8 protein-coding genes are annotated in these 14,982 nt (G+C 39.8%); 5 read left to right on the top strand and 3 right to left on the bottom strand.

What is annotated here, in order from left to right; genetic code table 11:
- Positions 1 to 122: 122 nt before the first annotated feature.
- Positions 123 to 527: a hypothetical protein gene (locus LC605_RS02695; protein WP_229546035.1), complete on the top strand. Its 405-nt coding sequence runs from the start codon at positions 123 to 125 to the stop codon at positions 525 to 527.
- A 258-nt stretch (positions 528 to 785) separates the two neighbouring features.
- The gene (locus LC605_RS02690; RefSeq protein ID WP_229546034.1) at positions 786 to 2,804 is read left to right on the top strand and encodes an ABC transporter ATP-binding protein/permease; all 2,019 of its coding nucleotides are present in this window, start codon (positions 786 to 788) and stop codon (positions 2,802 to 2,804) included.
- 47 nt (positions 2,805 to 2,851) lie between these two features.
- On the opposite strand, the gene LC605_RS02685 is transcribed toward LC605_RS02690, so the two are convergent.
- Positions 2,852 to 4,264: an AAA-like domain-containing protein gene (locus tag LC605_RS02685; protein WP_229546033.1), complete on the bottom strand. Its 1,413-nt coding sequence runs from the start codon at positions 4,262 to 4,264 to the stop codon at positions 2,852 to 2,854.
- A 1,605-nt stretch (positions 4,265 to 5,869) separates the two neighbouring features.
- On the opposite strand from LC605_RS02685, the gene LC605_RS02680 reads away from it, so the two are divergent.
- The 3 genes from LC605_RS02680 (at position 5,870) to LC605_RS02670 (ending at position 10,721) form a co-directional block, all read left to right on the top strand.
- Positions 5,870 to 7,042 (top strand): sigma-70 family RNA polymerase sigma factor, encoded by a 1,173-nt coding sequence (locus tag LC605_RS02680; protein WP_306426839.1) that lies wholly within the window; start codon positions 5,870 to 5,872, stop codon positions 7,040 to 7,042.
- A gap of 19 nt (positions 7,043 to 7,061) precedes the next feature.
- Positions 7,062 to 8,246 carry a DUF1822 family protein gene (locus LC605_RS02675; protein WP_229546031.1) on the top strand — a complete coding sequence of 395 codons (1,185 nt, stop codon included), beginning with the start codon at positions 7,062 to 7,064 and terminating at the stop codon, positions 8,244 to 8,246.
- Between the two features lie 66 nt (positions 8,247 to 8,312).
- Positions 8,313 to 10,721, top strand: a complete 2,409-nt coding sequence (locus tag LC605_RS02670) for a CHASE2 domain-containing protein (RefSeq protein ID WP_229546030.1) — start codon at positions 8,313 to 8,315, stop codon at positions 10,719 to 10,721.
- A gap of 49 nt (positions 10,722 to 10,770) precedes the next feature.
- Here LC605_RS02670 and LC605_RS02665 read toward each other — a convergent pair whose 3' ends face one another.
- Together LC605_RS02665 and LC605_RS02660 are read right to left on the bottom strand one after the other, a co-directional pair.
- Positions 10,771 to 12,273, bottom strand: coding sequence for an HlyD family efflux transporter periplasmic adaptor subunit (locus LC605_RS02665; RefSeq protein WP_229546029.1), 1,503 nt, complete (start codon positions 12,271 to 12,273; stop codon positions 10,771 to 10,773).
- 416 nt (positions 12,274 to 12,689) lie between these two features.
- Positions 12,690 to 14,882, bottom strand: coding sequence for a peptidase domain-containing ABC transporter (locus LC605_RS02660; protein WP_229546028.1), 2,193 nt, complete (start codon positions 14,880 to 14,882; stop codon positions 12,690 to 12,692).
- Positions 14,883 to 14,982: the final 100 nt, after the last annotated feature.

Here is a 14,982-nt window from a genome sequence, read left to right as displayed (position 1 = left end):
TTCCTTACATCTTGCACCAGCTAACTGATGCAAGATGTAAGATTTTTAATTTCTTTACAAAAGAAATTAGTAATGACTCTCTTAGTCATGTTTTCACTTTATAAGGATTGTAGGTAAGTACAATGGATGAACTCGTCAAAAAAATTTCTGGTTTAGGCCTTCCTGGCATACTTTTCGTAATAGCAACGGGTGCAGCAGGGGGTAATGTCGCTGCCGTTGTCGCTATGCTTTCAGCGCTGGGCGGGCCTTTCGGACTCTTAGGAGGTTTAGGCTTGCTTGGGCTGGTAGCCGTTCTAGGGGAATATATAGCGGGATTTGGAATTGAAAACATTCTCAAGCTCGTCTATACAGAACGTAGCAAAACTGAATCTGTCAGATTTCTTCTCAAAGAAATTCAAGAATTGCCCATTTCAGATGAGTTAAAACTCAAACTGAAACATCATATTAGCCCAGTAGTCGTTACTGACCCTCACCAAGGCCCTTTTCCGAGAACAGTCGAAATTGTTGATGAGGAACCATTGACTTAGTGCATTCGATTTGATACCCCCTAGCCCTCCGCCAAACTATTTTAGACTTGTGTATGCACGTAGCCTTAAAAAGGGAGGAAATTTAATTAAAGTCCTACTTAAAAAGGGCAATTTAGGGGGATCTACAAATCTCAAATACAACACCGTAAAAGTTTTCAGACATTCTCTAAAAGGAAAAATGGCCTCTGAGTTTAACTTAATTCTCAAAGGCCATTTCAAAATTCCTAGTGTAATTAGTAACGGCTACATTTTTAGAATATGCAAACTCCATCTGTGCGTGAGCAAAATACAATAAATCCTTTTTCAGCCTTGATTCAATTTTGGCAGGATGTGAAAGTAGTTGCCGGGCCTTATTGGTATCCAACAAAAGCAGAAGGAAGAGCATTTTCAGATGTGATTCGCTCATGGGGAATGCTGATTTTCTTAGTATTATTAATAGTCGTAGTTGTCGGTGCAAATGCTGCAAATAGTTACTGGAATCGCTATGTAATTGATATCGTTATTGAACAGAGAGACCTGGATAAATATAATAGTACTTTATGGCTGTCCAGTCTTATTATTGTCGGAATGGTCTTGTTAGTGACTCTTTTGAGATATGTCAGAAAGAAAATAATTCTTGACTGGTACAAATGGCTAAATCTTCATGTTTTAGAAAAATATCTAAGCAATCAAGCTTATTATAAAATCAATTTTAAATCTGATATAGATAATCCAGATCAACGCTTATCCCAAGAAATAGAACCTATTACTAGTATTGGCTTGAAATTTTCATCTTCTTTACTAGAAAAATCTTTAGAAATGGTCAGTGCTTTGATAATTATCTGGATAGTTTCTTCAGACATTGCAATTTATTTAGTTATTTATACAATCGTAGGTAATTTAATAGCTGTTTCCTTGAATCAAGGAATAAATAAAGTTAGTCAAGAAGAACTTGCATTTAAAGCAGATTTTGCATATTGCTTAACTCATGTTCGTAATCACGCTGAATCAATCGCTTTTTTTCAGGGAGAAGATGAAGAATTAAATATAATCCAGCGTCGATTTAATAATGTTTTAAAAACTGCCGAATGCAGACTAAATTTAGAGAGAGGACAAGACGCTTTTGGCAGAGCATATCAGTCTGCCATTAGCGTCTTCTCGATGTTCATTCTTACACCTTTATTTCTTCAGGATCAAATTGATTATGGACAAATTAACCAAGCTAGTTTTGCTTGCTTTATGTTTTCTAATGCTCTGGGAGAACTAATATCTGAGTTTGGGATTTCAGGGCGATTTTCTGGTTATGTAAAGCGTTTAGCAGAGTTTTCAGATGCACTACAGGTTGCTAGTAAACAACCAGAGAACGTTAGTACTATTAAAATTATAGAAGAAGAGCGTTTAGCTTTTGAGAATGTCACTTTACAAACGCCAAATTATGAACAGGTGATTGTTGAAAATTTGTCACTAGCTGTTCAGCCAGGAAAAGGGTTATTGATTGTTGGCCCTAGTGGTAGGGGCAAAAGTTCTTTATTAAGAGCCATTGCTGGTTTGTGGAATGCGGGAACTGGTCGTCTAGTGCGTCCTCCCTTAAAAGAAATATTATTCTTACCCCAACGCCCTTATATCATTTTAGGGACTTTGCGCCAACAGTTGCTCTATCCTCACACAGACAGGAAAATGAGCGATCGCGAACTTGAACACATTTTGCAACAAGTTAACCTGCAACACTTACTTAGCCGCGTAGATGGCTTTGATACAGAAGTTCCTTGGGAAAATATATTGTCGTTAGGAGAACAACAACGCCTCGCTTTTGCACGGCTATTAATTACACATCCTAGTTTCACTATCTTAGATGAAGCAACGAGTGCTTTAGATTTAAATAACGAACGTAATTTATATCAACAGTTACAATCAACGAAAACAACTTTTATCAGCGTTGGTCATAGAGAAAGCTTATTTAATTATCATCAATGGGTATTAGAGCTTTCACAAGAATCTAGTTGGCAACTTGTTTCTATGCCAGATTATCAATTTCAAAAAGGAATTGCTGTTAACCCATCACAAAAGGAGCAAATTACGATAGATATTTACCCGAAAAATGAACTCAAAATAAAACTAGAATCAGCAGCAAGCGCCACAATTATAGGACTTTCTCATAAAGAGCTTCAGACGTTAACTGACTATTCTATTACTACTATTAGAAGCAAGGCTAGTCAAGAAAAGTCTGTGACTACTAAGGATGGTGTAACCTACCGCTATAACAAAAACCCAGAGGTATTGAAATGGGTAATAGATTAAGGCTATATCGCGTTGATTTCTGGAGAGATTCAGGAGCAAGCCGGAAACTAAGCTCCATATAGCTGTTTTGCAAAATAGGCGTGGTAGAGATCGTAACGTGGTAAGACGCGATCGCCCTCAAAGCGAATTAATCCCAAACCTTCAAGCTTGTAAATTTCAATAGGATTAAGAGAAATACCTTGCTTTGCTACCAGAATTTCAGCATAAATCTTTGCCAGTCTAGTATTTTGTTGTAGTTTGATCAACTGTCGCCATAAATGATCGTGGTAGATGCCACCATTGGCCATCGCATCCTCTATTATTTCTTTCAGGGTCATTTCTTGAGAGCAAAGATAGTACAAACTAATCTGAATTAGTGCTGGATGTCCTCCTACTAGTGTCATTAGTTGAGCAAAATCTTTAGCTTTCAACGAGTCTAAACTATATCGCCTAGCTAAATCTTCTACTTGTGGTTGAGTAAAATCGTTTAGACGAATAGGTAGACCAATATTAAAAGGAGAGAGGTTAATATTCATAGAGATGTACTCTTCGGTTGAATAAACCATTACTAACCTCAGCTTTTGCCAGTTCGGATTGTGTCGTGCTTCCTCACACCATGACCGCAACAAAGCAAAAAACTCGTGACAAATGTGAGGATATTCAAAAAAGCGGTCAACTTCATTCAACACTAAAACCACTGGGCTTTGACATTGCTCGAGCAAATAGTTTTCTAAATAGAAGCCGCTACTCAAGTTGTAGCCAATCTCTTCATTCCACTTTTCCTTGAGGTTGGGGTCAATACCTAATTGACTGGCAATTTTCCAGCAAAGACGACGCAACAGTTTATTTAAATCATTTAGACACTCACTATCGAATTGGCAACAATTCAGATTCACCGTCTGATACCCTTGTTTCCGTGCAAAGGCACAAAGCCGCAATACAAGAGAACTTTTACCCATCTGTTTGGGGGATCTAATCCGAATCACGCAGCCACTAGTAGTTACTTCTCGATAAACCTTTCTCTCTAGTGGAGGACGTTCAATATAAAAGTGAGAATCTAAAGGTATGGGGCCATCCGGGTATGACCAAAGATTTTCTATTTGTTCAGTTTGTGTGTGAGATTTTTCGACAAATGAGGTTAATTCGGAACGTTGAGATAAATCTTCTCCTATATTTGCAATAGACAATAACTCAGATGTTTCAGTCTCATTTGCTTTGTTGAGTATGGTATAGTCTTCGCTGCGCAATTCTAGATTAAAAGCGCTAAAGCAGAGTTTTATCGTTTTTTGATCTACACTTTCACTTAAAGACCATAATTTACTCAAAGTTCTAGTAGAAACATGAATGCGCGAGCTTATTTGTTCTAAAGTCAAGTGTTCGCCTTTATTTTCTACTATCTCTACAGAAAGAATTGCTGATTGTAACCGTTTAATTCCTACGGAAGTTAGTACAACTCCACGCTGACGTTTAGTTTTATACATTGATGTCCAGGATATTTATTACAGTTAAGTGTTAAAAGCAACAACTGTTTCTATTTGTATACTGAAAATATAATTTATCGTAGCAATTTTTGATACACTCTTATTTAATTTTTTCCTCAAATCTATTGGAACTCTAATCAACTAAGTTACATTATACTAGCTTGATACTAAACGCTCACATAGGAGTCATATTTGATTTTTGAAAAAATCTCAGTAGTCTTGTAGCCTGTATTAATTAAATCATCTTAAATTTGGCTAATCCAAGCATTTTTTATCACTTGTAAGAAATCCGGGTTTAGTAGTTGCCCTGATAACCCTAAGCCTACATCATCAAGACAATATAAGTAGAGCGGCGTGAATAATTCAAGGTCTGTAGTGAACGCGAGTGCGTCTCGTAGAGAAGACTAAAGTCCTCATTTGAGGGCTGAAGCCCTCACTACGAACTAATTCCAATATTTTTTACATTACTTAACCTAGTTTAATTTATTCACGCCGACTTACTTATGTATTATCCGTCTTTCAATGTCCCAATTAATTAGCGATCGCCTGAAAATTTCCTGACTCATACGCGTTACATTTTTTGTCTACTTTGTCAATACGTAAGTCCTAAAATATTTTAAATATCTATCTGCTTAACTTTCTTAAATTTCTTAACTGATTTCTTAAATATTTTATTGTTTTGTGAACTCCATCAGTTATGATGGCGTGACTTAAAGGCTTGATAAAAAATAGAGTATAGTTTGCACTCAGTACAAATACCCTTTCCTCTGATTCTTAATTGGTAGCAGTGAGATCAGTTTATTCACTGTAGAGAATCAGAGGTTTTTAGCTGAATCTTCTGATTTTTAATTCAATACGCTTGGGTTAAGGCTAAAACTCTGAGTAAAAGTCAGTTTTTTTAACGAACCGCAAACGCGAGTGCGTCTCCCCCTGGGAGAAGGACGCCAACGCGAGTGCGTCTCGTAAGAGTTGGACGCAAAGAGAAGAAAGAAATGCTTAACCCAAGTGTATTGATTTTTAATTGGTAGCAGTGGGATCAGTTTATTTGTTAATCACTGTCAGTAGACCCAAAAGTTCTGCGATCTGCTGCGCTTTTCTATAAATCCCTTGTGAGCAAGCTTTTTGAGACTGAACGGGAAAGTCAGACCTTGATGTATTTTTACCGAATTGGAGAAAGAGTTGAAGCTGAGAAATTGTTATGCTCTGTAAGAGGATGTTTGAAAAGTCGTAAAGTATACTATAAACCCCTCTCCAAACCTCTCCCCGAAGCGGAGAGAGGCTTTGAAACCCCCATTCCCTCGTAGGGAAGGGGGGCTAGGGGGGTTAGGTTTGGGAGGCTTAGATGTTACGAAAAATACTTTTCAAACATCCTCTAAGCTTAGGAATGTTACTGATGTGGGATAATATCTTAAAGATAGGTGATAAATAGGTATGCGTAGATAGTTATCCTTGAGACAAAGCAGCTATGCCGAAGGTAAAGACTTTTAAGCGTTTTAGTTTTCTTTAGATAGTTATATTTATTTGTGCCTATCTACTTAGTTGCTTCAGTCCCATTTCAATTTATATTTTAAATTGCTTATGCGTCCTCGCCAAGAAATTACGGATATGTTCTCAACATTCGTGCAGTTGGAAAGAGGCAGATTCAGCAAATGGTTGACCGATCCGAAACTGTATAGAAATATTCTAAATCACTTAGAGCATTCGTCATTAGCACTTAAATCAGAAAACTTTTGGGCGCTTTACTGGCAGAAGCAGTGGCGTTTTGGCTGCAATAATCTTGCCACAATGCACTTGTTAGCTTATTTACAAGAACCTTGTTATTGGGCGGCTTCAAAAACAGTTGCAAAATTTTTTACTCTCAACCAATACCTGCTCGCTGATTACTTCCAAATGGCGATCGCAGAAGTTGAAACAATTCTTAAAGACTTCAACCCAGAAAAATCTTCTAGCTTAAAAGCTTACGCCATGATGGCAATGCCCAGTCGGCTGAGAGATATTTTACGTCAACGCAGGGAAGCTGATACTTGTACCAATTGGGCATTGTTGCGCAAAGTGAGCAAAAAGCTGCTTAGTGAAGCTCTTAGCGAAGCTGGATTATCACAAAATGCAGTTGCTCAATATCGTTTAGCTTGGACTTGTTTCAACGAACTGTACGTCCAAAATCAACCAGGAAATACCAGTCAGTTACCAGAACCGAATCGTCAACTTTGGGAAGCTATTGCCAACTTATACAACCATAAATGCCAAAACCAAATCACTCAACCTACTCTCGCACGCAACGCACAGACAATTGAACAGTGGTTAACTCAGACAGCTGTCTACGTGCGAGCTTATTTGTTTCCACCTGTGAAATCTCTAAATGCTTTCAAGCAAAATGATGACACGACAGTAACGTTTGAGCTGCCGGACCCATCCTCTGAGGAGCCAATGGCTGATATGATAGCCGAAGAGGATGTCCAAAATCGACAAAACCAAATATCTCGGATGTCTGCTGTATTGTTAAAAGCTTTACAGAATGTGGATGTAAAAACCCAAGAAGTACTTAAGCTTTACTACCAACAAGGACTTACTCAGCAGCAGATTATGCAACAGTTGCAGATGAGTCAGCCTACAGTGTCTCGCAGGCTAGTTAAAGGTAGGGAATCAATACTTGCAGCACTAATTAAGTGGAGCCAGGATTTGAATATTTCTGTTAGTTCCAACCAAATTAAAGATATGAGTTTTGCTTTGGAAGAATGGTTGAGAAACCAGTATGGTGAGTACAACATAAATCTGTAGTTTTCATAAAGTAGTAAAAATGACTTGCGCGTTTGCAGATCCAAGAGAATGGTTGTCAGAGATATCACCAGCAATTCAGGCGCAATCCTGGCAGCAAAGCCAAGTTTATGCCACGCCTAGTAGTCGCTGGTGCGCTTACATAAATCAAATTTGTCTCCATGCCTTCTTGGATTGGATCTCAACTGAAGATTTTCCTAAAGCAAGTGTTTGGTACAGTTTCCCTGGTAAGCCAGCTTTCTGGGAATTTGTCAATGGGACAGCAATTTTGTTAGAGGGGAAGCGAGTCGTGCTAATCCCCAGTGAAGCAATTGATGATACCGAGTTAGAAGTACCTCAGGAATGGGTAGATATTCTTAGTTGGGCAGCAGACTACTATTTAGCAGTGCAAGTCAAACCGGATAGCGAGTGGGTAAGAATTTGGGGTTACACAACCCATGAAGAACTAAAATCTCTGGCTCACTATGACTCAGTGGATAGGACTTATTGTATAGATGCACGGCATTTGACAAAAGATCTGAATGCTTTCTCTTTGAGTTACCAATTTTGCAGAGGAGAAGAGATGAAAGCGGCTGTAGCTCCATTACCACAATTATCCACCGAGCAAGCAAAAAATCTTGTGCAACGGTTAGGCAATGCCTCTTTTCGTTTCTCTAGATTAGCAGTGCCATTTAAAACTTGGGGAGCGCTACTAGAGAATGAGCAATGGCGGCAACGCTTGTACCAACAACGGCAGCAGCCACAATCTTCCCAAGTGCGAGTGAATCTCAGTTTTTGGCTAGAAGGTATATACGATAATGCTTGGGAAGCAATAGAAACATTTTTGCTTTTCAATTCCAACAGTCTAGCTTTTAATTTCAGGAGTAGCTCTGGGTTCGGTGTTGGTAGTATCAAACGAGCCAAGCTGATTGATTTGGGAATGGAAATAGAGTCTCAAAAAGTGGTGCTATTAGTTGCCTTAATACCAGAGGATAACCAACAAGTTAGTATTCGCGTGCAACTGCATCCTGCTAATGAAGAGTTCTATCTACCTGTTAATATCAAGTTAGCTTTACTTTTAGAATCGGAGGAAATCATTCAGCAAGTGCAAGCAAGAGAACAAGATAACTACATACAATTGAAACGCTTTGATGGAGAAGTAGGAGAATGTTTTAGGATCCAAGTTGCTTTTGATAGTTACCAGATTACAGAAAACTTCGTCATTTAGTCATTGGTCATTAGTCGTTAGTCATTAGATAAGGACAAATGACAAACAACAAAGGACAAATAACAAATGAGTAAGCTAGTTATCTTCAGCTTGTTGGGAGGAGACTTAAATCAAGGATTTCCTGTTGTCACGGCTCAACTTTGGCACAATAACCAATTATTTAAAATAACTGGAAGTCTGCCAGCAGTACCAGAACTTTCCGAGATATACAGAAGATGGAAGTTACTCTACGAAGCTGTCCATCAACGTTTGGGCAGCAATCAACGTATAAAAGTGCATTCACAAGATATCACCAATATTTCTGTGAATGATTTCGATGAAGTGTGTCATCAGTTACAAATACATATAAATACTTGGTTGAAATCTGAACCCTTCCAAAATATTGAACGACAGTTAAGAACTCTACTCAGCCGAGATGATGAAATTAGAGTTATTGTTGAAACAAATATAACTTTACTGCATCGGCTACCTTGGCATCTATGGGATTTTTTTGAGCATTATCCTAAAGCTGAATTAGCTTTGAGCAATCATGAGTACGCATTTCCTCATGTTGTGCAAAAATCTACCACAGCTAAAATCAACATTTTAGCAATTCTCGGTAACAGTTTTGGTATTGATATTGATCAAGACCGTTCTTGGTTCCAAGGTTTAACAGATACTGAAACTACATTCCTTGTCGAACCTACACGAAAAGAGCTTGATGAGCAATTGTGGAATCAGAATTGGGATATTCTGTTTTTTGCCGGACATAGCGCTAGTATTGCAGAAGGAGAAATCGGGGAAATTTACATCAATCAGACAGAGAGTTTAATAATTTACCAATTTAAGAATGCACTTAAGACAGCAATTACACGCGGTTTAAAATTGGCAATTTTCAACTCCTGTGATGGCATTGGTTTGGCACGAAATTTAGCTGATTTGAACATTCCCCAAATGATTGTGATGCGGGAAGGGGTACCAGATTTAGTAGCACAGGAGTTTTTGAAAAACTTTCTTGTCGCTTTTGCAGGTGGAAAGCCATTTTATCTGGCTGTGCGAGAAGCGCGGGAAAGACTTCAGGGATTGGAAAATGACTTCCCTTGTGCTAGTTGGTTGCCAGTGATTTGCCAGAATCCTACAACTGTTCCGATAACTTGGCAAGAACTGCGCGGTGGTTGGGGTGACACCGAGACTCGCGGCGAAGTTTCGACTCAGAGCATAATTTCGACCCCAAAGACGAAAAGCACAATTGCAACTCGAAAGTGCAAACTTTGGACTGTACTGCTGAGTACTGCTATTGTGACTCTTTCAACGATAGGTCTGAGATACTTGGGGTTTTTTGAAAAGGCTGAACTGCAAACTTTTAACCAAATGCTACTCCTGCGACCAAAGGAAGATTTAGATCCAAGATTGCTGGTTGTTGAAGTTACCGAAAAAGATATTCAATCCCGACAAGAGATGACCACAGGAGTGAAATCTATTTCGGATAGTACGTTAGCTCAATTACTCAACAAATTACAAAAGTATCAACCACGAGTCATTGGACTGGATATTTATAGAGATTTTGCTGACCCCCGAAATGAATCAAAGCCGATACAACTTGCTACTGAACTGAGCAAAGAAAATATAGTAGTTGCCTGTAAAGGCAGAGATCGTAAACACGATCCCCAAGGTGTTAAACCACCTCTTGGAGTCCCTATAGAACGTCAGGGTTTTAGTGATGCAATCCAAGATCCAGATGGTATCGTGCGTCGCCAAATTATGATGATGGCACAAGAGCCTTCGTCCCTTTGTACAACGCCTTACTCACTCTCGTTACAATTGGCTGCTCGTTATTTATCTTACGAAAATATTCAACCCAATTTAAATGAAGATTATGTACAGTTTGGTTCTAAAGTATTTAAACGCTTAAAGCCTGGTCGGAGTGGTGGCTATCAACAAAGAGTTGACTTAGGTGGAATTCAAATACTTGTCAACTATCGTAATACTGATTATCTAACAGTTTCTCTTGAAGATATATTAAGCGATAAAGTTAATTCCGATTTAGTTAAAAAGAAGGTAGTTATTATTGGAGTGACAGCTAACACTGTCAGCGATACTTGGTCAACTCCCTACAGTACTGCACAGCAAGATTATCAAGAAATATCAGGGGTATTTATACAAGCACAAATGGTTAGCCAAGTTTTGAGCGCAGTTTTAGATCAACGTCCAATTCTTTGGGTTTTGCCTTTTTGGGGCGATATTCTCTGGATATGCGGCTGGTCTGTAGTTGGGAGTCTGATTATTTGGCGCATTCGTTCGCTTTTACATAAAAGATGCACCATTTTTGTGACGGTTGTCACTTTATATGGAGTTTGTGCGATCGCTCTTTTAAAACAAGGGCTATGGTTGCCATTTATTCCTTCTGCCTTTGCCGTGGTTGCAAGCGGTGTTGTTATAGTGTTGATTCAACGCCGTCAGGAATTTTTCACGGTTCCACGACCCTTAGTTGAATAAAATTTTCCTTTATAACTGAAAAATAACGTCAATTTGGTGATTGACGATCTCACAAATCCGTCATTAACCTTGCCTTGCGGAGCAAGAATTGCAGTACAGTTTCTTCGCGGGTAATAATATCAACCCTGCCATCCATACCCAATTGAATTTGACATTTCTTTGTAGTGCGACCTAAAGCAAGTTTCTCTGGCTCAATTGTGACTTCGTAAAAAGCGCCTACAGCAGTTGCTCTGGGGATAGAATTTGTATCAGAGTTTGCATCGTTTTTTTGCGAACTAACAGCATCTGGGGCGATCGCTTTTACTTCCCCTTTGAGAGTACCGTAATCAGGATAAGGACAAGCTGTGACTCGCATTTGCACCTTTTGACCGACTTTTACCTTACCTTTTTCTTCAGAACCGACAGCTGCTTTGATAACTAAAGGTGCATGACTAGGAACAATTTGCACAACTTCTTCCCCAGCCCGGAGAGTTTGACCGGGGTTTCTCAAATTGAGCTTGGAAATAATCCCGTCTGCTGTAGCGGTAATAGTAGTTTGCTTCAGGTCAATTTCAGCTTGCTTAAATTCGCTAGTATCGCGCTCTAATTGTTTTTCGATTTCAATTTTCTGTTTTATAAGTGCTTGAAGTTCTCTTTCTAAGGATGCTTTATTCACTTCCCCAGGGGCTTTTTCTTGAGCAATGCGTTCAGTCGCCATTGCTACCTCTGCATTGCTGGGATTGAGAACTGCTTGAGCGCGATCGCGTCTAGCAATAGCCCCATTAACAGCTTGTTTTAGCCGTTCATTTGTTTTTTCTTGGGCTTTATAAGTGGCTTTTTGCGCCTGTACAGCTTGTTCCTGCTGTTTGACAGCCAGCTGTACTTCTTCTAGTTGGTCGCGGGATAATGCTCCTTGTTTAGCAGCACTTTCATATCGGTTCTGCTTTGATGTCGCGGCTCCTAAAGCAGCCTCAGTAGCGTGGAGATTAGCTAATGCTGATTGTAACTGTGCAAGCCCTGCATATAATTCTTCTTGGGCCATTTTGACATTGGCTGATGCTTCTTGGAGTTCAGCGATACTGGTAATATTTTTGTCTTGATGAGCGCGATCGCGTCCCTGCAATTCAGCTTTAGCAGAGGCGATAGTCCGATTAGTGCGATCGCTTTCGGCTCGAATTTGACTATCTATTGCATTAATTTGCGGAACGGTTTGAATTAGTTGTAACCTAGCTTGTTGAATATTGGTTTGTAGCTGGTTTTTTTTAGTTTGCAGTCGAGAGTCGTCAATAGTGGCAATTTTATCTCCTGTTTGCAGCGTTTGATTTTCTTTGACGTAAATCTGCATTACCTGTCCTTCTGTCGCCGCTTGCACAATTCGCAATTCACCCGCAGGACGGACAACAGCTTGACCTTTGACCGTAACTTTATATTTAACAACCGCAGCCACAGGAACAGCTAACGACAACGCAAACAGGATAAATAGTCCGCCAAATGTAGTCCAACGACTAATTGGTGGGAGAAACTCGTTGTCTTGAACTAATGGTAAAAAATTTTTTTGAGAGTTACTAACCATAAGTGCTGAGTAGATATAAAATACCCAATGAAATCAATTCGCTTTTTCTTAATTCGCAATTAGACTAAGTACATAATTTCACAAGTTCGTAGCGAAAAAAATTTCCTTGATTAAACCTCAATACAGTTCATTTAAGCATTTCCTCCTTCTCCTTCTCTCTGTGTTCTCTGCGCCTCTGTGGTTCGTAAAAAAAGAGTTTCAGCCCTTTTGTGAACCGTATTGGATTAAACCTTTGCGTTCCTCTGCGCTAACCTTTGCGATCCTACCCTGCGGGAAGACGTTCGCGTAGCGTCTCGTAGAGAAGCGCCTATGCGTTTAAATTTCAACCCTCAATTCGCCACGAATTTATGCAAAGTTGTACTAAGCCACCCACAAGGGGCGAGGTTTTGAACCTTCACTTTTTTTATAAACATTAACTAATTCCGAAGAACCAAAGAAGATTTAAACCCATTATTAGAAAAAGGAATTTCATCAATAAAGCTTAAATGCTCTCCAGGATTCTGACGTAATTCTTCGGGAGTTCCTTGAGTTTTTAAGCGTCCATTTTCAAGCAGCACAATCCAATCAGCCCGTTTGATAACTTGAGTCCGGTGGCTAATCATAATTGTGGTTTTGCCTTGACGGTGAGCAAGTAATCTATCCAAAACTTGAGTTTCACTTACTGGGTCAAGAGCGCCTGTGGATTCATCTAAAATTAATACAGGTGGGTCAGTAACAATTGCTCTAGCTATAGCTAATCTCTGTCTTTGTCCGCCAGAAAGATTTGCACCAAATTCGCCCAAAACAGTTTGATATTTATCGGGTAATTTGCTAATGAATTCATCTGCACCAGCAATTTGGCAAGCTTTGACTATGTGTTCAAAACTAATATCAGGATAACTGAAGCGAAAATTATCAACAATCGAACGACTCCAGAAATGAGGTTCTTGGGGAACTAATACGACTTGCTGCCGTAAACATTCTAAAGATAAGTCTTGCTGGTTATATAAACCATAACGAATGTTACCAGATTGGACTTGATATAAACCAGTAATTAATTTCCCAAGAGAGCTTTTACCACAGCCAGATTGACCGATTAAGGCTATTACTTTACCACCAGGGATAGTTAAAGAAAAATTTTCTAACAGGTCAGTTCTACCAGCATGGTGAAAGTTAACTTGAGAACAAATAATATCTGCATTGCCAGAAATTTCTGCCCAAGGTTTTTTAAAGTCATTTTCATCTTCTGGGGTAGCATCTATGACTTCTGTCAAGCGCTGAACGACAATTTGAGCAGTGATAAATTCATCAATTAGCCCGACTACTGACGATAAAAACCCAAGAAAGCTGCCACTCATCCCACTGTACGCCAGCAGTTGACCGATGGATAATGTCTGATTAATCACCAAGCTAGAACCGAACCAGAGTATGCCAATACTCGTCAAATTGGAAAGAATACTAGTGACTGTGCTGCTGTAAAGCCCCAACTTCATAGTATTCCAGCCTAAGTTAGCAATCCGACCAAAATTTGTCTGATATTCTTGCCAAGCTTGTTCTGTAGCTTGGGTGGTTTTGAGAACTTGAACACCGTGAAAGGTTTCGACTAAAAAGCCTTGATTTTCCGTTCCTTTAACGATGAGGCTGCGGGTTTTCTGGCGCAAGGCGGGAAGAAAAAGCAGGTTTACTCCTGTGACAATGATAAAAGCGGCGAGGGAAGCTAGAGTAAGTTCCCAACTATAGAAAAGCATGAAACCCAAGGATACCAGAGCCACAAAAAATTGACTGGGTAAACCAAGGACAATTTGGGAAACTAGATTATTGATGGTATGAACATCTGCAATCCGGCTAACCACTTCCCCACTGCGACGGGCTTCAAAATATGATAGGGGTAAGCGCAACAGTTTTCGCCCGTATTCTAGAATTAGCCCGTATTGCAACCGTTGACCAAAATGACCAATCAGGTGAGATTGTACCAAACCAATGGCATTTTGAATGAGGTTCATGGCTATGACGCCAATTGCCACTGTTGTTAGCAGTTGGGTATCTCCCCGCACTAGTACGTCATCGGTGAGGAGTTGCATCATTAAGGGGGAGGCGAGGGACAATAGCCCGATCGCAAAGTTGATGGCGATCGCCTGAATCAGCAGGTTACGATAGGGTAATATCCGGGCAAAAAAGCGCCCAAAACCGCCAATTTTATCTTCTGCTTGCTCATAGAAGCGGCTGTCGTCTGGCATCAGCAGCAGCATCACACCATCACTCCAACCCGCCATTAACTCTTTTAAGCTGAGATAACGGATACCAAATGCCGGGTCAGAGATAATACATTTTTTCCCTTTTATACCGTAAAATACCACCCAGTGGTAGCCTTTCCAGTGAATGATGGCGGGCAAGGGAACTTCATTTAATTTTTCTAGTAGTTGTGCGGTGGCTTGAACTTGACGAGCATGGAATCCTAGAGTTTCTGCTCCCCGTCTCAAACCTAGTAGTGTGGTTCCCCGCGAACCTGTGCCCACTGCTTCTCGCACGCGGTTGAGGGCAAAGGTGCGTCCGTAGTGTTTGGCAACTGTGGCAAGGCTTGCAGCACCACAGTCTTCTTCACTGTGTTGCAGTACACTGTAGTATTTCATAGTTAAATTACTGAAGTTTTTGATGCCGTAGAGGCAACACAGATCAATACCGATATTCAACTGCCTCAGAATATAGATTTCTGAGGCAGCTTTGCCCTGT

Origin of the sequence: Nostoc sp. CHAB 5836 (assembly GCF_020829445.1) — a bacterium.
GTDB lineage: Bacteria > Cyanobacteriota > Cyanobacteriia > Cyanobacteriales > Nostocaceae > Nostoc.
The sequence above is the reverse complement of the archived record's forward strand: the minus strand, read 5'-3'. Positions and strand labels throughout refer to the sequence as shown.